At 77.1% G+C, this 25,254-nt stretch carries 5 protein-coding genes; all 5 read right to left on the bottom strand.

What is annotated here, in order from left to right; genetic code table 11:
- Positions 1-16: 16 nt before the first annotated feature.
- On the bottom strand, positions 17-4,081 hold the full coding sequence (locus ND486_RS26770) for a beta-ketoacyl synthase N-terminal-like domain-containing protein (RefSeq protein WP_308215888.1): 4,065 nt from the start codon (positions 4,079-4,081) through the stop codon (positions 17-19).
- A gap of 242 nt (positions 4,082-4,323) precedes the next feature.
- Positions 4,324-6,144, bottom strand: coding sequence for a polyketide synthase (locus ND486_RS26765; RefSeq protein WP_251787114.1), 1,821 nt, complete (start codon positions 6,142-6,144; stop codon positions 4,324-4,326).
- A gap of 1 nt (position 6,145) precedes the next feature.
- Positions 6,146-14,785, bottom strand: a complete 8,640-nt coding sequence (locus ND486_RS26760; protein ID WP_251787113.1) for an SDR family NAD(P)-dependent oxidoreductase — start codon at positions 14,783-14,785, stop codon at positions 6,146-6,148.
- Positions 14,782-24,072 (bottom strand): polyketide synthase, encoded by a 9,291-nt coding sequence (locus ND486_RS26755; RefSeq protein ID WP_251787112.1) that lies wholly within the window; start codon positions 24,070-24,072, stop codon positions 14,782-14,784. Before ND486_RS26755 ends, ND486_RS26760 begins: the two co-directional genes overlap by 4 nt.
- Positions 24,069-25,238, bottom strand: coding sequence for an SRPBCC family protein (locus tag ND486_RS26750; RefSeq protein ID WP_178374962.1), 1,170 nt, complete (start codon positions 25,236-25,238; stop codon positions 24,069-24,071). Before ND486_RS26750 ends, ND486_RS26755 begins: the two co-directional genes overlap by 4 nt.
- Positions 25,239-25,254: the final 16 nt, after the last annotated feature.

Genomic DNA, 25,254 nt, shown 5'->3' with positions numbered 1-25,254 from the left:
GAACCGTGCGTCGACGCTAGAGGCTCGTCCTATCGGTCGGCTTTCGCTCCTGTCGTCCGATGTCGTCGCCGACCCAGTAGCGGCTGCGGGCGAACGGGAACCGCGGGAGGTCCGCGATCCCGGGGCCGGGCCGCCGCGGCGCGCCCGCCGGGTCGACCTCGGGATCGGCGGTGTTGTGGTGGTCGCACAGGTGGCGGTGCAGGGTGTCGTCGCGTCCCCGCGCGAGGGTCGAGCGCACGAACCCGGCCTGCGGGGCCAGGTCCGCGGCCAGCCGGGCCAGCACGGGCTGGGGCCCGATCTCCCAGTAGCCGGCCGGGGCCGTGCGGTGCACCTCCGACAGCGCCTCGTGGAACAGCACCGGGGTCATGAGTCCGTCGGCCCAGGTCTGCGGGTCGGTCGCGGTCGCGTCGGTGTGCCGGGTCCCGGTCACCGTCGAGGTGAAGCCGATCTCCGGCGGCCGCAGCCCCGCCGTCGCGAGCTCGGCCCGCAGCGCCGGGACCGCCCCCGCCATGTCCCGCGAGTGGAAGGCGTGGCTGACGCTCAGCGGCGTCACCGCCACCGGTCGTGCGGCGGCGGCCAGGCTCGTCCGCAGGGCCGCGACGCGCTCGCGCGGTCCGGCGACGGCGGTGTTGGACGGGCCGTTGTGCGCGGCGATCTCCAGCTCCGGATGGTCCCGCAGCAGCCCGGCGACGGTCGCCCGGTCGGCGTGCACCACGGCCATCGAGCCGGTCGCCGGCTGGTCGAGCATGGCCCGTCCCCGGCGGGCGGTGACCCGCATGAGCTCGGGCAGGGCCAGGCACCCCGCGGCCCAGGCGGCGGTGAGCTCGCCGACGCTGTGCCCGATCACGTGCCCGGGGCGGATCCCCCAGGAGTCCAGCAGCCGGACCAGGCCCACCTGGACCGCGACGATCGCGACCTGCGCATGGTCGGTGCGGGTCAGCACCCGGGTCTCGGAGCGGAACAGCAGGTCGTGCAGCCCGACCGTGAGCCAGGGCGCCAGCAGGGACGCGCAGTCGTCGACGGCCGCGCGGAACACCGGCTCGTCGCGGTAGAGCACGGACCCCATGCCCGGGTACTGCGAACCCTGCCCGGTGAACAGGAACACGGGCGGTCCGCCCGCTCCCGTACCGGCCCGGGCGACCGGTGCCGCGTCCGGAGCCGTCGCGGCGACGGCGTCGAGACGCGCGGCGAGCTCGGCGCGCGTCGTGCCGTGCACGGCCACCCGGTGGCGCTGGCGGGCCCGGCCCGCGCAGGCCGTCCACGCGACGGCCGCGAGGTCGTCGTCGCCGGGCAGGGCGGCGACCGTGCGGGCGTAGCGGCCGGCGAGGTCGCGCACCGCGTCCTCGGTCGGCGCGGACACGGTCACCACGTGGTTCCGTCCGTCGGGGGCGGCAGCACGGTCGACGACGGCGGATTCCTCCAGCACGACGTGGGCGTTCACCCCGCCCATGCCGAAGGCGGACAGCGCCGCCCGGCGGGGCCTGCCGTCGACCCGGTCCCAGGGCAGCGGGTCGACGGCGGGGAAGAAGGGTGTGTCCTCGAACCGGATGTGGTCGTTCGGCCTGGTCAGGTGCAGGGTGGGTGGGATCGTCGCGTGCTCGAGGGCGAGCAGGACCTTGACCAGGCCGGCCAGCCCGGCGGCGGGTTCGAGGTGGCCGATGTTCGACTTCACCGAGCCGATGGCGCAGAACTGGCGACGGTCGGTGTGCGGGCGCCAGGCCCGGGTCAGCCCGTCGATCTCGATCGGGTCGCCCAGGCTGGTGCCCGTGCCGTGCGCCTCGACCAGCGAGATGGAGTCGGGGGACACGGCGGCGTCGCGCAGGGCCGCGGTGATGACGTCGCGCTGGGCCGTCGGGCTCGGGGCGGAGTAGCGGCTCGTGCGGCCGCCGTGGTTGACGGCGGCACCGATGACGAGTCCGCGGACCCGGTCGCCCTCGGCGGCGGCGTCACCCGCGCGGCGCAGCACGACCGCGGAGGCGCCCTCGCCGGGGACGAACCCGTCGGCCTCGGCGTCGAAGGCGGCGCACCGGGCCCGTGGGGAGAGGGCCCGCATCGCCCCCATCGAGGTGAAGTACTCCGGGCTGATCGCGGCGTGCACCCCCGCGACCACGGCGGTGTCGATGTCGCCGGACCGCAGGTGTGCCAGGGCGGTGTGCAGCGCGACCAGGGCCGATGAGCACAGGGTGTTGACGACCATGCTCGGCCCGGTCCAGTCCATCAGGTGCGAGAACCGGTTCGGGATCATCGCCTCGAGGCCCAGCCCCCGGCCGTCGCCGACGCCCAGCCGGGCGCGTTCCTCGTGGTAGTGGTCGTGGCTGTAGGCGATCCACAGTCCGGTCCTGCTGCCCTCGGCGCGCGGTCCGATCCGGCCACCGTCCTCCAGCGCCTCCCAGATCGTCTCGTAGACGATCCGCGCCTGCGGGTCGATCATCGGGGCCTCGCGCGGCGAGATGCGGAACGGCGCCGGGTCGAACCGGTCGATCGACGCCAGGAACGACGCGCGGGGCCCGGCCCCGTCGTGGCCGGTCCACCGTCCGGGTGGGAGCCCGTCGACGGTGTCGACCCCGTCGCGCAGCAGCTGCCACATCTGCTCGGGTGTCGAGGCGCCGGGCACCCGGATCGCCAACCCGACCACCGCGACGTCGCGCGACGGGTCCCGGTCCGCCCGCCCGGCCGGATCCGGCTCGGACGGTGCCGCCGCCGGTGCCGCCGCGGGTGCTACCACCGCTGCCACCGCTGCCGCCGCGGGGGCTGCCACCGGTGCCGTCGCGGGGGCCGTCTCCGGCGTCGCCGCCGGCGGGGTGGCCGCCGGCGAGGGCGTCCCGGCGGGGGCCGCGGGTGGGGCCGTCCCGGCGACGGAGGGCCGCCCGGTCCCGCCGGTCCCGGCACCGGGGGTGACGGGCCGCTCGCCGCGCAGTGCGCGCACCAGCGCCGGCGCATCCTCGGCCAGGAACGCGGCGAACCGCTGCGGGGTCGGGAACTCGAAGAACACCGTCGGGTAGAGCGACAGGTCCCGGTCGCGGGACAGGCGCTCGCTGAGCTCCACCAGCCCCACCGAGTCGAAGCCCGCGGAGAGGAACTCCTCGTCCGCGGCGTCCCGGCCGAGTCCGGTCTCGGCCAGGAACCAGTCCAGCACCACCGCGGGCGCCGGCCGCCCGTCCGGGCCGGGCGGGTCGCCGGCCGCCTCCGGGGCCCCCGCGGTGACCGGAGCCGGGGCCGGCGCGGCCGCCGGAGCCCGGGCGGGCCCGTCGGCCGTCCGCACGGACGCCTCCGTGTCGGCCTGCGGGGCGAAGGCCGTGGGCGGCACCCGCTTGGAGGAGATGTCGCGCAGGACGAGCAGGACCTCGCCCTCGTCGTCGGTGACGGTCTGGGTGACCCGGCACGCCTCCTCGTTCCAGAAGGCGACCCGGGTGTGGACGAACGCGGCCCGCTCCAGCGACCCGTGCACCTGCACCGCGCCGATCGACAGCGGGATGAACACCGGTGCATCGGCCCGGCCGGCGATCGGGTGGTCGAGGTCGAGTGCGGCGATCGTGACGCTGTCGAGGAGGCCCGGGAACAGCGCGACCTCGACGTCGTTCCAGCGGCGCTGCCGTGTCCCCTCGATGCGGGCGAGCGTGCCGTCGGGGACGGCCGCCACCCAGGAGATGTTGCGGTAGTAGCGGCCGTGCCGGTAGCCCAGCGCCCGCAGCCTGCGGTACAGCGTCGTGCCGGACCGCAACGGTCCGCAGGTCCCCAGCAGGGGGGCGAGGTCCAGCCGGGCCGGCGGCCCCCCGGCGCCGGGGACGTAGCGCCCGTGCGCGTACGGCCCGTCCTGGCCGCGCAGCTCGAACGCGCCGTCGCCGGTCGCCCGGCACGTCACGAGCTCCGGGTGGGGCGCGCGCAGCGGGCGGTGGAAGACCAGGTCGGCCAGCCCGCCGAAGCCGCCGGTCGCGGCGACGGCCCCGGCCCGCAGCAGGTCGAGCCAGGCCATCCCGGGCAGCATCGCCGTCCCGAACACGGAGTGCTGGGCGATCGCGGTCTCAGCGGGGCCGTGGAGACGCTCGAACGCGAATCCGTCCGGACCCTGCGGCTCCAGCACCCGCAGCGGCCCGCCGGGTGCGGCCGAGCGCTGCGGTTCCCGCAGGTCCAGCACCCGTCCGTCGGCCTGGGCGACGGGTACGTCGGCCCGCCGGAACGGGCGGTCCCCGCGATGGCCGTCCCAGTCGAGGTCGTGTCCGTCGGTGTACAGCGCGGCCAGGACCGCGTCGAGCCGCCGGACGAGGTCGTCGGGTCCGGTCGTGCTGTCGAGGGGGCCGGGACCGCCGATCGGGCTCCCGTCGGTCAGCAGCGCCGCGACCGTCGCGGTGGGGTCCGGGTCGTCGCCCAGTGCGAAGGCGGCGGCCGCGGCACCCGGGCCCTCGGCGGGCAGCGCCGCGCCGGGTGCCCCCAGGCCGACCAGCGCGACCGGCCAGGCGATCGCCCCGCAGAGAGCGGCCCGGCGGGCCCCCAGCCCTCGACCGGATCCCCGGTCGCCTCGACGAACCGGTCCACCAGACGCGCCACGGCCGGCACGTGCGCCGACAGCCAGGGCAACCACCGCGCGGCGTCGCCGCCCGGCACCGACGGCGCGGGGGCCCGCCGCGGTGCGGGCCCCGGCCCGGTGCGCAGCAGGGTGCCTCGCAGCGCTGCGCCGAGTGCGTCGGCGTCGTCGCCGCAGACGGCGACCCGCACGGCGCGGTGCGGCCGGGACAGCCTGCTGGTGGCGCAGGCGTCGTCGAGCCCGTCGCCGAACCGGGGGAGTGCCTCGACCCACTGGGCTGCCAGCTCACGCAGTCCGTCGTCGGTCCGCGCGGACAGCGTCAGCACGAACGGTCCGGTGCCGACCGGCGGCGGCGCGGGCGTCGCCGCGGTGACCACGGCGTGCACGTTCGTGCCGCCGAACCCGAACGCGCTCAGCCCCGCGCCGCGGACCGGGACGGCCGGCCACGTCTCGGCGGCCCCGGTCAGCCGCAGCGGGCCGCCGTCGATCTGCAGACGTGGGTTGGGCTGCTCGACGCCCACGCCGGGGACGACCCCGTCGCCGAGCGCGCAGAGCAGGCCCGCCAGGCCGGCGAGACCGGCGGCGGAATGCAGGTGCCCGATGCGCCGCTTGAGCGAGCCCAGCGCGACCGAGCCCGGCGCGGCCCCGTGCCGGGTGAACACCTCGGTGAGGGCGCGGACCTCGATCGGGTCGCCGATGGCGGTGCCGGTGCCGTGCGTCTCGACCATCTGCACCGAGGCGGGGCCGACCCGGCGGTAGACCTCGTCGAGGAGCTCGACCTGGGCCTCCAGGTTCGGGGTGGTGACCCCCATCGTCGCGCCGTCGTTGTTGGCGGCGACGTGCACGACGGTCCCCAGCACGCGGTCACCGTCCCGCTGCGCCGCGGCCAGCGGTTTCAGCACCAGCGCCACCGCGCCCTCCCCGGGCACGTAGCCGTCGGCACGGCGGTCGAACGTGCGGCACAGCCCGTCGGCGGAGAGCGCACCGGCCCCGTCGAGCAGCCGGTAGGTGAGGGGGTCGACGAGCAGGTCCACACCGCCGACCACGGCCAGGTCGCAGTCACCGCTGCGCAGGCTCAGGGACGCCAGCCACAGGGCGGTCAGCGACGACGAGCACGCCGTGTCGACCACCAGCGCCGGACCCGCGAGGTCGAGCCGGTCGGCCAGCCAGGCCGCGGCGAAGTTCTGGGACCGGCCCCACAGCGTCGCGGCGGGGGGCCCGGCGGGGGCCTGCGGGCCGGGCGTGCCCGCGTCGTAGCCGTAGGCGTTCATCCGGCTGCCGACGAAGACCCCCGCCCGCAGGCGTCGGCGGCCCCGGTACCCGGACTCCTCGAGCGCACGGGCACCGACCTCCAGCATCACCCGGTGCTGCGGGTCGATACGGACCGCGTCCTCGGCGGACAGCCCGAACGCCTCGTGGTCGAACGCGTGCGGGTCCTGCAGGAACGCGCCCCGCAGATCCGCGCGCGGGAGCAGCTCCGGGGCCCAGCGCGCGGCCGGGACCGGGGACACCGTGACGGTGTCCCCGGTCAGGAAGGCGCGCAGGTCGGTGACGTCCTCCGCCCCGGGGAGCCGGACGGCCAGTCCGATGACGGCCAGGTCGTGGGTCGGATGGTCGGTCATGTCAGGCCTTCCCGTCCGTGCGAGGGTCGTCGAGGTCGCTCAGCAGGCTGCGCAGGTCGCCCGCCGCGTCCGGCGCCGGCGTCTGCGGCGCCGGGGCCGGTCCGGGTGCCGTACCGCCGACGGCGGCGACGAGGTCGGTGACCGTGTGGGCCCGCAGCAGGACCGAGGGGTCCAGTGACCGGCCGCTGCGGGCCTCGATCGCCGCGGTCAGCTCGGCGACGGTGATGGAGTCGAGGCCGAGCGAGCCGATCGCGACGTCCCCGGGGTCCTCGCCCAGGACGGCGTGGAACGCACCGGACACGGCCGCGGCCGCCGCCGCGCGGCCCGGCGTGGCCGGACCGGCCGGGTCCGGCGCCCGGCCCGGGTCGCGGGGTGCTGCGGACGCCGGAGCCGGGGCCGGTGCGTCCCCGGTGGGCTGCGCGGCGGTGCCGAGGACCACGACCGCGCCGCCGCGGTCGAACGAGGCGGCGAACGCCGCCCGGCCCTGCTGCGGGGTGAGCGAGTGGCGCACGGCGAAGGCGGGGTCGGCGGCCATGCCGGTGCCGGTCCAGTCGGGCCAGGCGTGGGCGGTCACCCGCAGCGCGGGGGTGTCCTCCCGTTCGGCCAGCGCGAGCTGGTAGGCGTTGGCGGCGGCGTAGTCAACGACACCGCGGCCCGCCTCTGGCAGCCACCCGGCCACCGAGGAGGCCAGGGCGACCCAGCGTGCCCCGTGCCGGCGGGCCAGCGCGACGACGGCGTCGGATCCGGTGGTCTTGGGCGCGAGCACCCGTTCGGCGTCGGCGGAGCTCCGGCGGGTGAGTGCACCCACCGGGTTCACGACCCCGGAGCAGTGCACGACCCCGCGCAGCGGTCCCCACCGCTCGGCGAACCGGGCGACGACGGCGTCGAGTCCGGACGGGTCGGTCACGTCCGCGCGGGCGCAGGCCACCTCCGTCCCGGCGACGGCGGGCGGCTCGACGACCGACCGGCCGACCACGACGACCGCCCGGGCCCCGCGTGCGGCCAGCGCGGCGACGAGCTCCCGGCCCACCGCGCCGTGACCACCGACGACCAGGTGGAAGCCGGAGGCGTCGGCGTCGCGGGGCGCCTGCTGCGCCAGCCGCTCGTGGTCACGGTGGAGCCGGGTCCCCGCCCGCAGTGCCCGCTCGGCCGGCTCGCCCGGCCCGGCCGCCGCGAGCGCGTACAGCTCGGCGGGCAGCTGTTCCACGGCGTCCGAGTCGTCCCGCCGGATGTCCACGGTGGCCGCGGACCAGCGGCGTTCCGCCGCGGCCGCGCGTACCGCCGCGCCGCGGGCGACCGCCCACGGTCGCAGGTCGGCCCCCTCGTGCGGACCGACGGCCGCGGCGTCGTGCAGCACCCAGAGACAGACCGCGCCGGTCCGCAGCCCGGTGGCGACGCCGCGCAGCCGATCCCAGAACCCGGCCGTGGTGGAGCCGGGGTCGTCGAGCACGACCACGGCGTCCGCGGCGGACAGCCCGTCGGCCGGGACGCAGCCGTCGGCGACGAGCCGGTCGAGCAGCGCGGCCCGCCGGTCGGGCCCGCCGCCGTCGACGAGCACGGCCAGGCCCACCGGGGGCCGCCCCGGCGGGGTGGACCCCGCGCGCCACACCGGGCGCGCCACCGTGGGCGGCGCCGGGTCCCGTGGCCGGTCACCGGTGGTGTTCCAGTGGGCCTCGTCGGCGAAGGGGTAGCCGGGCACGGTGGTCCGCCGGGCGGTCGGCGCGGAGAACGCCGCCCAGTCGAGCCCGTCGGCACCGGCCAGGGCTGCGGCCACGAGGTCGTCCGGGCCCGCGGGTGCCGCCGCCGGCGCCGCCGCGCCGCCGCGCACCACCGGGGCGGCGCCGGAGGCCACCGCGAGCAGCCCGGTCCGCAGCTCGGCCGCGGACCGGCCGGCGACGGCGGCCCGACGGGTGAGCTCGGCGCGGCCGGTGTTCGCGGTGTGCACGACGTCGGCGAGCTCGGTGTCGTCCCCGGCGGCGTCGATCCGGTCGGCGTAGGCGCGGGCCAGCCGCCGCACCCCCTCCTCGGTCGCCGCGGAGATCCGCAGCGCGTGCTCCCGGGCCGGGATCGGTGTGCGGGGCCCGCCCGCGGGCGGTTCCTCGACGATCACGTGGGCGTTGACGCCGCCCATGCCGAAGGCGGAGAGGGCGGCGCGGCGGGGGGTGCCGTTGCGGTGCCACGGGGTGGGGGTGAGGACGGGGTGGAACGGTGTGTGCTCGAAGTGGATGCGGTCGTTGGGCCGATGGAGGTTCCGGGTCGGGGGAAGGGTGTCGTGGCGGAGAGCCAGGAGGATCTTGGCGAGTCCGGCGAGGCCCGCGGCGGGCTCGAGGTGTCCGATGTTGGTCTTCACCGAGCCGATCGCGCAGTACTGGCGCCGGGTGGTGTGCGGGGTCCACGCGCGGGTCAGCGCGTCGATCTCGACGGGGTCGCCCAGCGCGGTCCCGGTGCCGTGGGCCTCGAGGTAGCCGATGGTGTCGGGGGAGACCCCGGCGTCGTGCAGCGCCGCGGTCACCACCTCCTGCTGGCCCGCCACCGACGGAACGGTGAGACCGGACGTCCGGCCGCCGTGGTTGACCGCGGTGCCGGTGATCACCCCGTGGACGGGGTCGCCGTCGGCGAGCGCGTCGCGCAGCGGCTTCAGGACGACGGTGACGACGCCCTCGCCGGGGACGAAGCCGTCGGCGTCGTCGTCGAAGGCGCGCGCGGAACCGCTGGGGGACAGCGCCCCCAGGTTGCCCATCGCGGTGTAGTGCAGCGGTGAGAGCGCCAGCCGTACCCCGGCGACGACGGCGTGGTCGCACTCCCCGTCACGCAGGCTGCGGACGGCGGTGTGCAGGGCGACCAGGGACGACGAGCAGAGCGTGTCGACGGTGAGGCTGGGGCCGTGCAGGTCGAAGAACCAGCTGACCCGGTTCGCCAGGAACGCGTTGTGGTTCCCCAGGCCCGCGGCGGCGTCCAGCTCGCGGTCCACGTTGTACTCGCGGTAGTGCTGGTAGCTGGCGCCGACGAACACCCCGGTCCGCCGGGGAGCGGCGGTCGGGTCGACGCCCGCGGACTCCCACGCCTGCCACACCGTGCGCAGCAGCCACCGTGCCTGCGGGTCGAGCAGGCGGGCCTGACGCGGGTGGAGCTCGAACAGGCCCGCGTCGAAGCCGGCGATCCCGTCGACGAACCCGCCGAGCGGCCGGTCGTGGCGGTCCCACCGCTCCGACGGCGCCGGGCGCAGGGCGTCGCGCCCGTCGCGCAGCAACGGCCACAGCCCGTCGATGTCGTCGGCGCCGGGCAGGACCCCCGCCAGGCCGATGACGGCGACGTCGTGCCGGTCGCCGGTGGGCCGGTCGGGGAACGTGCGGCGGGCCGCGACCGCGGGGGCCACCGCCTCCTCCACGGCCTCGACGAGTGCGGCGTCGGCGACCGGCGGCGCCTCGTGCCCGGCTCCGGCCGTGTCCCCGGAGGGCGTGTCCCCGGAGGCCGTGTGCCCGGAGGGCGTGTCCCCGGAGGACGGTGGCCCGTCCGGGAGCCCGAGGGCGACGGCGAGAGCACGGCCGTCGCGGGCGGCCAGGACCTCGACCGGCGACACCGGGGCCCCTCCGGCGGCGCCGAGCTCGGCGGCGACCTCACCGGCGAGCATCGAGTCCATGCCCACGGAGGAGAGCGGTGTCGTCGCCGTCACGGAGGGGTCGGCCAGGACCCCGCGCAGGATCTCCAGGAGCCGGGCCGCGGTGAGCGACGACCCGGGAGCCGTGTCGGGGGCGTCCGCCGGCCGGGACGGTCCGCCGGTCCCCGCCACGGGCCGGAACCGGATCCCCTCCAGGGCGAGGACCGGCCCGTCGGCGCCGAGCAGCCAGGCGTCCGCGACGTGGGTCCCGTCGTGCCAGCCCCGTGACCGCAGCCGGACCGAGACCGCGTCGGCGGGGTCACCGGTCGCGACGACCCGGGCGATGCCCACCGGGAGCAGAGCGGTGTCGGACAGCGCCGGGTCCCCGAGGGTCAGCACCGCCATCGCCTGCAGCGCCGCGTCGACCGCGGTGACCCGGTCGGCCGCCGACCCGTCGCCCGGCAGCAGCTCCGCGGTCACCGCACCCGCCCCGTGCCGGATGCCTCCGATGCGGCGCAGCGCCGGCGCGTAGCGGGTGCCGTGGGTGTCGAACCAGGCGTAGAGCCCCGCGGGGTCGAGCTCGCGCGGGCACGGGGTGTCGTCGGGTGCGGACGGCCGCACCGGTCCGGGTTCGGGGCGGAGCCGCGCGATCACGCGGCCGTCCTGGTGCAGGGTCGCCACCGCGCCGTCGGCGAGGTCGTCGAGATCGTGCTCGGGACGGGTGGTGCCCGTACCGCGGGCGGGGAACGAGACCTCCCGCAGCACCGGCGCCCGGTCGAGCCCCAGGCACAGCAGCAGCGCCGCAGGCACCGTGGGCCGTCCGAACACCTCGTGCCCGACGATGAGCGCGGCGGCGCCGGCCGCGTCCGGCGCGACGGTCGACGGCTGCGGGCGCGGGGTCCGGAAGGGGTAGGGCGGCAACGGTGCCCGCCGGTCGGCGGCGCCCGGCCCGAGGGGCCCGCGGGGTCCGCCGGCGACCCAGGTCCGGGCGGCCCCGGCGAGACCGGCGACGGTGTCGTCGGTGTCGTCGGGGTGGACGACGGTCCCGGCGCCGCGGGCGGCGGCACGGAGCAGCCCGTCGGCCAGCTCGTCGGCGCCGCGGGCGACGACCGCGACCCGCAGGGCCAGGTGCCTGCGGCCCTGCCCGGCCGCGGTGTACAGCACACCGGGGTCGGCGCCGGCGCGCACCACGGAGAGCAGGTCGGCGATCCGCCGGTCCAGGGCCTGCGGCGTGTGCGCCGACAGGTGCAGGACACCGGCGGCGCCGGGGTCGTGCCCGGCCCCGGTGGCCTCCGGCCAGTCCTCGACGACGACGTGGGCGTTCGTGCCGCCCATGCCGAAGGCACTGATCCCGGCCCGGCGCGGCCGGTCGCCCGGGGCCCAGCCGGTCGGTGCGGCGGGGATCGCCAGGACCCCCTCCGGCAGCCGGAGCCGGCCACCGGTCCCACGGTGCCCGGCGACCGGCGGGATCTCGCCGTGGCGCAGGCACAGCAGGACCTTGACCAGGGAGGCGAGGCCGCTGGCCGGTTCGAGGTGGCCGATGTTGCCCTTCAGCGCCCCGAGGAGCACCGGGGTGGCCCGCCCCGGGCCGAACACCTCGGCGAGCGCCGCGATCTCGATCGGGTCGCCGAGCGGGGTCGCCGTGCCGTGGGTCTCGACGAGGTCCACCGACGACGCGTCGACGCCCGCGTCGGCGAGCGCGGCCCGCAGCACGTCGGCCTGTGCGGCGCTGCGCGGCACCGACAACGCGCCCGCCCGGCCGCCGTGGTTCGTCGCGACACCCCGGATCACGCCGTGGACGTGGTCGCCGTCGCGGAGCGCGTCGGCCAGGGGGCGGAGCAGGACGGCCACCGCACCCTCGCCGGGGACGAAGCCGTCCGCCGCCGCGTCGAACGGGCGGGGCAGGTCGGCCGACAGCGCGCCGAGCCGGCTGAGGCTGCGGTAGTACCAGGAGGTCAGGCCGACGTGGCAGGCGGCGACGACCGCCGTCCCGCACCGGCCGGCCCGCAGCGCCGACACCGCCTGCTCCAGGGCGACCAGCGACGACGAGCACAGTGTGTCGACCGTCAGCGAGGGCCCGGTCAGGTCCAGCGCGTAAGAGATGCGGTTGGCGAGCAGGGCGTTCATCGAGCCGAGCGCGGTGTGCGGACCGACCCGGTCGAGGCCGGCCGCGTCGCGGTGGTGGGTGTAGGTGGCCCCGACGAACACCCCGACGTCGCGCCGGTCCGCGGCACCGCCCTCCTGCACGACCGACCAGGCGTGCTCCAGCAGCAGCTTCTGCTGGGGGTCCATCTCGGCGACCTCGCGGACGGCGAGCTCGAAGAACCGGGGGTCGAGCCGGTCGATGTCGTGGACGAAGGCGCCGGTGCCGCAGTAGGTGCCGGTGGTGGCGGTGTCCCTGTCCTGGAGCACCTCGCCGACGTCGAACCGCTCGGGCGGCACGGGACCGAAGGCGGTGTCGCCGCGGCGCAGTATCGCCCAGAGACCGTCGAGGTCGTCGGCGCCGGGCAGGTCGCCCGAGACCGCCACGACCGCGATCGCCCCGTCGGGCACCTCGCGCGGCACGGGCGCCCCGGCAGCGGGCGCGGCGGCTGCGGTGGCGGGGACCGGTGCCGGAGCGGGGACCGGCCCGGGCTCCCCGCCGGCCGGGTCGACGCCGTGCCGGTCGCGGAGCGCGGCGACGACCCCACGGACGTCGGGATGCTCGAGGAACAGGGTGGGGGGCAGCGCGACGTCCCAGCGCCTGCCGAGGGACTCGCTCAGCTCCACGCTCGTGATCGAGTCCATGCCGAACTCGGCGAACGCGGTGTCCGCGGCCAGGTCCTCGGCGCCGAGCCGCGCGACCAGCGCGGCGGTGACCTCGGCGGTGAGCGGGTCGGCCGGGCCGGCGCCCGACGGCGGTGCGGTGCGGACGGGCGCGGTCCTGGCGGGTGGGGGTGCGGTGGCCGGAACGGGCTCCGGGGACCCGGGTTCGCGGTCCGGGTGGGCCACGACCACCTGCCGTTCGCCGGAGAGGACCGCGGCGGTGAGCGCGTCGAGGCCCTCGGTGGTGCCGAGCGGGTGCACGCCCCGGCGGCGCAGCCGGTCGGCCACCTCCACCCCCATCCCGATCTCGCCCCACAGACCCCAGTCGATGCTGGTCCAGGGCACGCCGAGCCGGTGTGCCGCGGCGTCGAGGTGGGCGTTGGCGGCGGCGTACCCGGCCTGGCCGAGGTTCCCGAAGGCACCCGACACCGAGGCGAACAGCACGGCGAGGTCCAGCTCGGTCCCGGCGACGGCGGCGACGAGCTCGCGCAGGCCGTCGGCCTTCGGTGCGACCACCGCCCGCAGGTCCTCGGCGGAGACGCTCCGCAGGAGGCCGTCGCGCAGCACCCCGGCCGCGTGGACGACGCCGCGCAGGGGCCGTCCGCCCAGGTCGGCGACGAGCGCGGCGAGCGCGCCGGGGACCCCGACGTCGATCGCGTGGGACCGCACGAGCGCACCGTGGGCGGTGATCGGGGCCGTCGCCGACGGGTCCAGCCGGGACCCGCCCGAGCGGCTCACCAGGTGGATCTCGCCCGCACCGTCGCGGGCGAACCGCTCCGCGACCGCGAGCCCGAGCCCGCCGTGCCCGCCGAGCACGAGGTAGGCGCCGTCGGGCCGGACCGGGAGCCGCGTGCCGGGTCCGGCGGGGAGCGGCTCCCAGACCGGGCTCAGCCGCGCGTCGCCGCGGATCGCGCCCTCCGCCGGCCCCGCACCCAGGTCCGGGGCGGTGACGACCCCACCGGGCGCGGTGTCGACCATCCGCAGCGACAGGCCCGGGTACTCGATCGCCGCGGTCCGCAGCAGCCCCCAGACCGACGCACGGGCGGGGTCGGGCCGGTCCCCGGGCGCGGCTGCGGCGGCCCCCTCGGTCAGCACGACGAGGCGCAGCCCCGGCCTGCGCCGGGCGGTCAGCGACCGGACGACCCGCAGTGTGTCGAGCAGGTCCCGCTCCTTGTCACCGGTGGGATCCCCGGTCGCGGTGGCCAGCACGACCCCGTCCGGGCGGTCGTCCGCGGCCGGATCGCCCCACAGCCGGGCGAGGCCGTCGTCGTCGGGGACCCCCGTCGTGACCTCCTCGACCCGCGACCCGGCCGACCGCAACGCGTCGGCGGCCGACGCTCCGGCGCATCCGGGGGTCCCGGGGTGCAGCACCACCCAGCGGCCGCCGGGTGCGGGAGCCGGGGCGGTCGCGGACGGCACCCAGCGCAGCGCCCGCATCGGCGCGGGCGCCGGTTCCGGCACCGCTGCCGGCTGCGACGGCACGGTCGCCGCGACCGCCGCGCGCATCCGCAGCCCGAGCAGCTCGGCCACGACCCGGCCGGTCCGGTCGACGACCACCGCGTCGCACCGCCCCGTCCCGTCCCCGGCCTGCTCCGGACACCGTGCGCGCACGGTCACCTCCGGGCCCCGCAGCGGCGTGTGCACCACGACCCGGTCGACGCCGACCGGGTACAGCGGGCGTACGTCGTCGGGTGCGGTCGCCCCCTGGAGGACCAGCGCGGACAGCTGCAGGACACCGTCGAGCAGCAGGGGGTGCCCGATCCACGGTCGCCGGTCCTCGCTGCGCAGCACGGCCTCGGCCGCCCCGTCACCGACGACCACCGACGACAGCGTCCGGAAGGACGGCCCGTACTCCAGCCCGGCTCCCGACCAGGCCGCGTAGACCCGCTCCGGGTCCCAGGCCGTGCCGTCGACCGCGGGTGGCGCCGCCGCGGCCGGGGCCGCCACGGTGCCGGCGGGGGTCGCCGTGCCGACCGGCCCGGCGACGCCGTCGGCGTGCAGCCGCACGGTCCCCGGAGCGGCGCCCGAGCCGGCCAGCCGCACCGTCGCGGATCCGCCGTGGGGGAGGACGACCGGCCTGCGGAACGACACGTCCCGCAACGCGGTGCCCCCCGTCGCGACGAGCGCCAGCTCGATCTGGACGGCGGCCGGCAGCAGCGCCCGGCCGTCCTTGCGGTGGTCGCCGACGAGTGGGTCGGCGTCGGTGAAGGTGAGCTGGAGCAGCTCCGAGTCGGTCATGACGCCAGGCCTCCGGAACGTCCGTCGAGGAAGGGGTGACGGGCCGCTGCCGCGGCGCCGTCGGTCGGGGCGGCCACCGGGGGCACACCGGGCAGGGCGGAGTGCCGGACACGGGCGAACGGGTAGGTCGGGATACGGACGGTGACGTGCGGCTTGCCCCGGTGGTGGGCGGCCGGGTCCAGGCCCGCGTCGGTCTCGTCGTGGTGGTCGGCCAGCGCGCGGTGCAGCGGCGCCGTGCCCTCGTCGCGCCGCAGCGTGGCGCGGAACCGGGTCCGGCCCTCGCGTGGGGCGACGATCCGGCGCAGCAACGGCAGCAGCGCGGGCTGCGGACCGATCTCCCACCAGACGTGGGACTGCTCCTCCGGCACCCGGGCGTCGAGCTCCGCGGCCGCCTGCCCGAACAGCACCGGGGCACGGACCGCCCGGGCGTAGGACGCCGGGTCGGTGGCGGTGTGCGACGTGTGCAGCCCGCCGGTCAGGGTCGAGGCGAACGGGATCGACGGTGCCCGCAGCCCGAGACCGGCGAGGTGCTCGGCGAACGGGTCGACGACACCGGCCATCGCCGCGGAGTGGAAGGCGTGCGCCACGGGCAGCGCGGTGGCCCGCACGGCACCGGAGGCGAGGAGGGCGGCCACCGCGTCGGCGGGACCGGTGACCGTCGTCGCCCCCGGGCCGTTGTCGGCGGCGATCTCCAGCCCCGGGTGGGCCGCGATCGCGGCCCGGGTGAGGTCGAGGTCGCCGCGGACGACGGCCATCGCCCCCGGTCCTGGCGCGGACGCCATCAGCCGCCCCCGCAGGGCGGTGGCGCGCAGCAGCTCCGGCAGGTCCAGCACCCCGGCGGCCCAGGCGGCGGTGAGCTCGCCGACGCTGTGCCCGACGACGGCGTCGGGGCGCACCCCCCAGGCGGCGAGCAGGGTGACCAGGGCGACCTGGGTCGCCACGATCGCCGGCTGGGCGTGGTCGGTCCCCAGGAGCGGGTCGCGGTCCAGCAGCGTCTCCAACGGCACGTCGAGGTGGCCGCGCAGGGCGGCGGCGCAGTCGTCGAGCACGGCCGCGCAGACGGGTTCGGACCGCCACAGCGCGCGGGCCATGCCTGCCCACTGGGCGCCCTGGCCGGTGAAGGCGAAGGTCACCGGGGTGGGTGCGCGCCGGGCCGGGGCGGGCGCCGGCCCGGTCCCGTCGGCGACGGCGTCCAGCGCCGCGACCATGCCGTCCCGGTCGCGGGCGTGCAGCAGCCGCCGCCACCGCTGCCCGGCCCGCCCGGTGTTCGCGGTGCGGGCGACGTCGTCGAGCCGGTCGCCGGGGTGGGTGCGCAGGTGGTGGGCGTAGCCGGCCGCGACGGCACGCAGCCCCTCCTCGGTCGGGGCGGTCACCCGCAGCACGTGCGACCCGGCCGGCTCCCCGGCCGGACGTGCGGGTCCGCCGCGCAGCGGTGGCTCCTCCACGATGACGTGGGCGTTCACCCCGCCCATGCCGAAGGCGGACAGCGCCGCCCGGCGGGGGGCGCCGTCGCCGCGGTGCCACGGCATCGGCTCGACGACGGGGAAGAAGGGCGTGTTCTCGAAACGGATGTGGTCGTTGGGCCGGGTGAGGTGGAGGGTGGCGGGGATCGTCGCGCGGTCGAAGGCGAGCAGCACCTTGACCAGCCCGGCGAGGCCCGCGGCGGGTTCGAGGTGGCCGATGTTGGACTTGACCGAGCCGATGGCGCAGAACTGGTGACGGCCGGTGTGGGGGCGCCAGGCCCGGGTGAGCCCGTCGATCTCGATGGGGTCGCCCAGGCTCGTACCGGTGCCGTGGGCCTCGACGAGGGTGATGGTGTCGGGCGAGACGCCGGCGTCGCGCAGCGCGGCGGTGACGACGTCGCGCTGGGCGTTGGTGGTCGGCACCGTCACCCCGGCGGCCCGGCCGCCGTGGTTGACCGCGGTGCCGGTGATCACCCCGTGGACGGGGTCGCCGTCGGCGAGCGCGTCGCGCAGCGGCTTCAGGACGACGGTGACGACGCCCTCGCCGGGGACGAAGCCGTCGGCGGCGTCGTCGAACGCCCGCGAACCACCGGTCGGCGAGAACGACCGCAGACGGGACCCGAGCTGGAAGTACTGCGGCGACAGGGCCATGTGCACGCCGGCGACGAGCGCCACCCGGCACTCGCCCTCGCGCAGGCTGCGGACGGCGGTGTGCAGCGCGACCAGCGACGACGAGCAGAGCGTGTCGATCGTCATGCTCGGGCCGCGCAGGTCCATGAACCAGCTCACGCGGTTGGCGAGCATCGCGTTGTGGTTGCCCAGCCCCGCGGCGGTCTGGACGACGTCGCCGACGACCTGGTCGCGGTAGTGCTGGTAGCTGGCCCCGACGTAGACGCCGACGGTCGTGTCCGCGGTCCGTCCGGACAGGCCGGCGTCCTCCAGCGCCCGCCAGGCCGACTGGATCAGGTGGCGCTGCTGCGGGTCCATCCAGCCGGCGTCGTTCGGCGCGATCCGGAAGAAGGCCGCGTCGAAGCCCTCCAGGTCGTCGACGAACCCCGCACGGCGCAGGTACACGGTGCCGGGGGTGGAGTCGGTCGCGTAGTACTCGTCGAGGTTCCAGCGGTCGGCGGGGACCTCGGTCAGGCAGTCCCGGCCCTCGACGAGCACGTCCCAGAGCCCGTCGACGTCGCCGGCGCCGGGGAACACCCCGTCGACGCCGATGATCGCGATGTCGTGCAGGCCGCGGTCGTCGGCGGGCCGGTCGTGCCGCCCACGGTCCTCGGCGGGAAGGGCCGCCGGGGCCGGCCCCGGTGCCGGCGGCGCGGGTTCCCGCGGCACGGGCGGGGGCGGCACGTCCGGTACCGGGGCCGTCCCCGGCCGGTCGACGTCGGATCCGGCGGGCCCGGTCGCGGAACCATCGTCGGTCCCCTCGGCGGGCGTCGAGGTCACGCCGTAGACCTCGGTCAGCTCCCGCACCAGGCCGTCGAGCGTGCCGACCTCGAGCACGAGCGTCATCGGCAGGTCCACACCGAGGCGGTCACGCAGGTCCTGGGCGACCGAGACGGCCAGCATCGAGTCCAGGCCGAGCTCCTGCAGGGGCCGGTCGGGCTCGACCTCGGCCGCGTCGATCTCCAGCACCCGGGCGAGCCACTCCGCCACGACGGCCCCGAGGTCCCGCCCACCGGCGCCGGGGCGGTGCGTCCCACCGCCGGCCGGTGCCGGGTCCGGGTGCCCGTTCGTCGCCGGTGACGCGGTCACCGCCCGGGCCCCGTTCCGCGCGGGTCCCTCCCCGGCGGACCCGGCCGCGTCGTCGCCGGACGGGGCATCCCCCGTCGCGGCGAGCCGGGTCCAGGTGACCCGTTCGGCCCGCAGCAGGACCTCGCCGTCGGCATGGACGGTGATGTCGGCGACGACGGTCCGGCCGTCCCCGGCCCCGCGGTCGGTCCGCTGTGCGTGCACGGTGAGGCGCGGCGGCAGCGGGCCGTGGACGGTCAGCCGGTGCACCGAGAACGGCACGTAGAGGCCCCGTGCCCCGCAGGCGGCGAGCGCGACCTGGAACGCACCGTCGAGCAGCGTGGGCTCGAGCACACCGGTGACGTCGCCGTCGAGCGCGAGCTCGCCGGTGGCGACCCCGTCGCCGACGACGAGCGTGCGCAGGCAGCGGAAGCGCTCACCGTAGGCCAGGCCGTGCCGTTCCAGGTCGCGGTAGAACGCGGCGATGTCGGCCGGGGCGCCGGTGGCCGGTGCGACGGCGGCGGTGCGCGCCGGGACGGTGTCGAGCAGCCGGGCGTCGCACACCAGCACACCGTCGCCGTCGCGGAACCGGACGGTCCCGTCCGCGAGCCGTGCGGACAGGAGCGTGGGCGGACGGACCACCGCCCGGAACGTCATGTCCTGCAGGGCGAACGGCAGTCCGCCCCGCAGCTCCGCGACCTTCTGCGGGTAGGCGGCGCCGGGCAGCACCGGTGCGCCCAGCACGACGTGACCCTCGGCCTCGGGCAGCTCGCCCCACTCCCTGTCCCGTGTCCCGCCGAACACCGACGCGGCGGCTCCGAGGGCGGCGCCGGGATGGACCTGGCCCCCGCGCCGTGCCGCCCGCGCGGCGGGGCGCTCCAGCCAGAGCCTGCGTTCCTCCAGCGGGACGGTCGGGATCCGCACCGCCCGGGCGGTGCCGGTGACCACGGGGGCGCCGCCGGCGACGAACCGTCGCGCGGCCTCGTCCAGGGTCGCCCGGTCGTCGCCGTGCACCGCGAACCGCTCCGGCGGCGACGCCGGGTCGGCCGGTGCGACCCCGGTGTGGCTGGAGCGGCTGTCCCGGTTCCCGGCCAGGAACAGCATGAGCTTGTCCTCCAGCTGCTCCGCCGAGTCGACGACGCAGGCGAACCGGTGGGCGCGGTGGTGCCGGCGCAGGGCGGTGGCGCACAACGCCGCCAGGCCCGGGCGGTGCTCGGACCGCAGGAACAGCAGGAACCGCTCCGCGAGGCGGTGCAGCGCGCGCTCCGAGCCCGCGGACAGCACGAGCAGGCCCGGGCCGCGGTCGTCGTGGGCGGGGGCCGGGACGGCGGCGAGCACCGCGTGGGCGTTCACCCCGCCGAACCCGAAGCTGCTCACCCCCGCCACCCGGGGTCCGGTCCAGGGCACCGGCCGGTCCGGCACGAACAGGGGGGAGGCCTCGAACCGGAACCGGGCGTTGGGGGTCTCGATCCCGGGGGTCCCCGGAACCGTGCCGGCCTGCAGCGCCAGGACGGTCTTGATCAGACCGGCGAGCCCGGCCGCGGGCTCCAGATGACCGACGTTGCTCTTGACCGAACCGATCGGGACCGATCCCGCGGACGCGGGGCCGAGGGCCTCGCCGAGCGCCTCGAGCTCGACCAGGTCGCCGAGCCGGGTCCCGGTGCCGTGGGCCTCGACGTAGCCGATCCCGTGCGGGCCGACCCCCGCGACCGACAGGGCCTCCCGGACGACCTCGGTCTGCGCGGGGCCGCTGGGCGCGGTGAGGAACCCGGCCCCGGCGCCGGTGTGGTTCACCGCGACGCCGCGGACGACGGCGAGGACGGCGTCGCCGTCACGGACGGCGTCGGAGTACCGCTTCAGGACGATCGCGGCCGCACCCTCGCCGCGCACGTAGCCGTCGGCGTCCTCGTCGAAGGCCCGGCAGCGGCCGCGCGGCGAGAGCATCCCGTTGCGCGCGAACGACCGTGACTTGGAGGGTGTGAGGATCAGGTTGGCCGCCGCGACCACTGCGGCGTCGCTCTGCCCGGCGCGCAGCTGCAGCACGGCCTGGTGCAGCGCGACCAGCGACGAGGAGCAGGCGGTGTCCAGGCAGAAGCTGGGCCCGGTCCAGTCGAACACGTGCGACACCCGGTTCGCCAGCAGCGCCATCGCCGACCCGGTCGCCGCGTGCGGGTCGGTGTGGCCGTCGACGGCGGCGACGAGCTCGCCGAAGTCGCCGGCGATGGTCCCGACGAACACCCCGGTGCGGCGCCCGAGCGAGACTGGGTCGTGCCCCGCGGACTCCACGGCCTCCGCGGTGACGGTGAGCAGCAGCCGCTGCAACGGGTCGGTGCGGCGGGCCTCGCGGTCGGACATGCCGAAGCGGTCGGGGTCGAACATCTCCACGTCGGCCAGCCAGCCGGCCCGCGTCTCGTCGGAGTCGGACCACAGGGATTCCCAGCCCCGGTGCCCGGCCGGGGCCGGGCCGATGGCGACGTGGCCCCCGGTGAGGGCCGCCCAGAACTCGTCCGGTGTGGCCGCGCCGGGGAACCGGCAGGCCATGCCGACGACGGCGACCGGCTCGTCGCCGGCCGGCCCCTGCGCCGGGGGCACCTCGTGCGGGGCGCGCTCCGCCACGGCCGCTGCCGGGCCGGTGGACGCGGGGGCGGGCACCGCTGCCGGGCCGGTGGGCGCGGCGACGGGGACCGGGGTGGGTGCGGCGGCGACCTGCTGCTCCCGGGGTGCGCCGGTCCGGCCCAGGAGCGCGGCCAGCCGTGCCGGGGTGCCGGTCGCGAGGATGCCGGTCGGGCCCACCTCGGACCCCAGCCTGCGGGTGAGCGCGGCGGCCGCGGTGACCACCGTGACCGAGTTGCCGCCGAGGTCGAAGAAGTTGTCGGTGGGCCCCAGGGCGGTGATGCCCAGCACCTCGCCGAGGACCTCCCCGATCGCGGCGACCGGGTCGTCCGTGGTGCCGGCGGGCGGCTGCCCGGAGCCCGCCCGCAGGATGGTGTCGCGGGTGGGGACCGGCAGCCGCGCCCGGTCGACCTTGCCGTTGCCGGTGAGCGGGAGCTCCGCGACCGGGACGAACGCGGCGGGGACCATGTAGCCGGGCAGCTCGCGGCGCAGCGCCGCGGTCAGCTCCTCGCGGTCGCAGGGCCCGGTCGTCGTGAGGTAGGCGGTCAGCTGCGGTTCGCCGCGACCCTCGAACGCCGCCGCCACGACCACGGCCGCGCCGACCGTCGGCCGGCGCTCCAGCACCGCCTCGATCTCGCCCGGCTCGATGCGGAAGCCCCGGATCTTGACCTGTGCGTCGGCCCGGCCGAGCCACTCCAGACGGCCGTCGGTGTGCAGCGCGACCAGGTCACCGGTCCGGTAGTACCGGGTTCCGGTGCGCGGGTCGCGGACGAACACCTCGGCGGTGCGCTCCGGGCGGTTCACGTACCCGCGCGCCAGGCCGGTGCCCGACAGGTGGAGCTGACCGGTGCCGCCGGGGGCGACGGGTTCGAGGTCGTCGTCGAGCACGTGCAGCCCGATCCCCGGCAGCGGCGCCCCGAGACCGATCACGGCGGCGTCGTCGATCCGGGCGCAGGTCACCCAGATCGTGGCCTCCGTCGGGCCGTAGAGGTTCCACAGCGCCCGGCCGCCCAGGAGGCGTTCGGCGACCGACCGGGGGAGGGCCTCCCCACCGGACAGCACCGTCAGACCGGGGTGCGGGGTCCACCCGTCGTCCAGCACGATCCGCCACAGGCTGGGGGTCGCCTGGGCGATGTCGACCCCGGCCAGCAGCCCGGCCAGTGCCGCCGGGTCCGCCGCCTCGGAGCGCGACGCGAGCACCACGCAGCCACCGGTGGCCAGCGGCAGGAACAGCTCCAGCAACGAGATGTCGAACGCCGTCGTCGTGTGGGCGAGGACCCGGTCACCCGGTGCGCTGCCCAGCACCCCGGCGATGCCGGTCAGGAAGTTGCCCAGCGCGGCGTGCCCGATCTCGACGCCCTTCGGCTCACCGGTCGAGCCGCTGGTGAACAGCACGTAGGCGAGGTCGGTGGGGTCCACCGCGGGCGGGACGGCCAGCACCCGGCCGTCGTCGTCGCCGATGCGGCGGACGGTGCCGAGCTCGTGGCCGAGCTCCTCGCAGGCCGCGTCGACCAGCACCGGGCCCGCGCCGGCCACCTCGAGGTAGCGCCGCAGCCGCTCCCGGGGGAACCCCGGGTCGAGCGGGAGGAACGCCGCCCCGCAGCGCAGCACGCCGAGGACGGCGGGCAGCAGGTCGGGACCCCGTTCGGACAGGACCGCGACGATGTCACCGGGGCCGACGCCCTCCTCGTACAGCGAGGCCGCGACCGCGTCGGCCCACCGGTCCAGCTCGGTGTAGCTGAGGGTGCGTCCCCCGCAGTGCACGGCGTCCGCGTCGGGGTGGGCCGCCACGGCGGCGTCGAACAGCTCCAGGACGGTCGCCGGAGCCGGAGCCGGAGCCGGAGCCGGAGCCGGAGCCGTGTCCGGGGCGGGGTCCGCCTGCGCGGCCGGGGCGAGGCCGGCGGGCGACGGTGCGGTACCCGCGAGAGCCCGACGGGCCTCCTCCTCGACCTCCTCGGCCAGGTCCAGGGCCGCGGCCCCGTCGAGCCAGGTCGCCCGCACGCACAGCAGCGGTGCCGTCCCCGGCACCGACACCAGCGCGACCTCGGTGTCCGGGTCGATGGACGCGTCCTGGTCGTGCTCGCGCCGCAGCAGTGCGGCGCGGGTGAAGGACGGTGTGTCCGAGCCGAGCGGGCGCGGCGCGAGCCCGGCCCGGACCTCCAGGTCCGCGGCGTAGCCCACCCGCCGGTCCGCCTCGGCACAGGCCCGTTCGAACGACGACGGGGTCGTGGCGTCCCAGCGGACCGGGACGCGTTCGGCGACCAGCTGCGCGGTGACCTCGCCGGCCGTCCGCGCGGCGGTGGTGGACCACGCCACGTCGAAGACCGGTGCGCCGGTGCGCCGGGACAACACCTGCAGCAGCGACTGCTCGACGAGCGCGGTCTCCTCGGGAGCGGCGGGGACGACGGCCAGGGGGAGCCGCGTGTAGTGGGCCGTCGCGGCGGAGAAGTCCTCGGCCGCGAGCGGCAGCGGGCGGATGTCGTCGAGCCGGTCCCGCCACCAGGTCTCGTGGGGGCGCACCGCGCGGAGCGCCGCGGTGACGGCGGTGAGCCGCGCGGGGTCCACGGGGGGCAGCGGCGCGCCCACGACCGCTCCCAGCCGCTGCGCGGCCGCGGTCCCGGACAGTCTGCTGCCGTCGGCCGCGGTGAGGTCCGAGAGCACGAGGTCGGCGTCGGTGCAGGCCACGGTGATGGAGGAGGGGAGCACCGAGGTGACGGCCGGTCCGGCCCGGTGCACCTCCCGCGGGACGGCGCGCAGCTGCCGGCACAGCACGGCACCGGCGCCGGTGAGCACGGCCGGGATGCCCAGCGGGTTGGGGAACGACCCGAAGTCCATCGCCCGGCCCAGCCGCTCCGCCCGGTCCGCCGGGGTACCGGGGTGGACGAGCCCGTCGTCCATCCGCGCAGCGCGGCGGTGGAACCGCCGCTCGCGGCCGCCGACGTCGACCGGCGTCGGCAGTGTCCGCCGGACGAGGTCCCCGACGATCCCGTCGAACAGCGCGATCCCCGCCTCGGTGGCCTCCCAGGTGAGCGACAGCCCGGTCGAGTGCGGGCGCACCGGGAACCACCTCTCGGCCAGCACCGGTCCGGCGTCGACCCGGTCGGCCATCACGTGCCAGGTCACCGCGTGCCGGGGCGCGCCGTCGAACACCGCCCAGGCCGCGACGTTGCTGCCGGCGTAGCGGGGCAGCGGCCCGTCGTGGAAGTTGACCGCCGCGATCGACGGCAGCGTGAGGACCTCGGCGGGCAGGACCCGCTGGTTCACGATGCTGAACAGGAAGTCGGCCGGCTCGGCGGTCAGCGCGGCGACCAGGTCGTCCGACGCGGGACGGCAGGGGATCCCGTGCTCCGCGGCCCAGGCACCGACCAGCGGGTCGTCGCTGAACACCCCGCGGACGGTCGCCCCGGCGGCGAGCAGCGCGTCGCCGCAGCGGGTCAGCACCCTGGTGCCGCCCAGGAGGTGGCAGGTGGCGCTCATGTCGCGGTCCCCGTTCCCCCGGCGGCGGGGTCGGTGGCCCGTGCGACCCACGCGTCGATCTGGGAGACGACCTCCTCGTCGAGCGAGAGCTGTCCCGGGCTCCACAGCGGGTTCGACAGCCCCCGGTGGGTGCGTTCGCACAGTTCCCAGTCCTCGTGGTTGGCCTTGTCCCACAGCGCGAAGACCGCCTCGTGGGAGAAGTCCGCGCGCGCGGTCTCCGAGGGGTGGAACAGCCAGAAGTGGCGGACGGTGCAGGTTCCGGGGCTCTCCGGCCACACCCACTGCGCCATCACGTAGTCCGCGGTGAACCCGAAGAGCAGGTTCGGCAGGATCGTGATCCAGTTGATCTTCTGCAGATCGCCCTCGGGGACCGACGGGATGGGGCGACGGTCGCTGCGGCCGGTCGAGGACACCGAGTTGTAGCCGTCGCGGATGACCTGCCAGGCGCCGACGAGGTCACCACCGAGCATGTAGGTGCCCGCGTCGTCGAAGTCGGTGACGCGGTGCAGGTCCTTGTGCGCGGTCGGGAAGTGCAGGCTCTCGTTGACGTTGTGGGCCACCAGCTTCCAGTTCGAGGCGACCGGGTAGTCCTTGGCCTGTACGACCTGCAGGTCGGCCAGCTCGTAGGCGCGGGCGAACTCGCCGAACTCGGCGAGCGCGTCGTCCAGGTCCGGCGCGTCGTCGGAGAAGCTCACGAACACCATGCCGAAGCGGACCTCGGTCCGGATCGGGATCAGGCCGTTCTCGCCCTTGTCGAAGAAGTGGTCCAGGTAGGTGCCGTTGAGGCTCTTCAGCGCCCCGTTCCGGTCGTAGACCCAGCAGTGGTAGAGGCAGACGATGCTCTGACGCCGCCCGCTCGGCTCCTCGACGAGCTTGTAGCCCCGGTGCCGGCAGTAGTTGTGGTAGGCGCGGACGCCCTCGTCGCCGTGGAGGAGCAGGATCGACCCGGTGCCGATGTCGAGCGTGGTGTAGCTGCCCTTGTCGCCCAGCCGGGAGACGTGGTCGACGGGCAGCCAGCGGCGCCCGTAGATCTCCTTCATCTCCCGGCGGAACTGCTCCTCGCCGGTGTAGAAGTCGTGGGAGCGACCGGTACCGCCGGTGGCGAAGTACTCGCGGTCGGGGTCCTGCTCGCCGATCCGGTCGAACATGCTGGGGACGCTGGTCATCGTGGGCTCCTCGCGG

It is taken from the genome of Pseudonocardia sp. DR1-2, from assembly GCF_023717215.1.
Classification (GTDB): Bacteria; Actinomycetota; Actinomycetes; order Mycobacteriales; family Pseudonocardiaceae; genus Pseudonocardia; species Pseudonocardia alni.
Note: the sequence above shows the minus strand (reverse complement) of the source record. Positions and strands in the feature narration are given on the sequence as shown.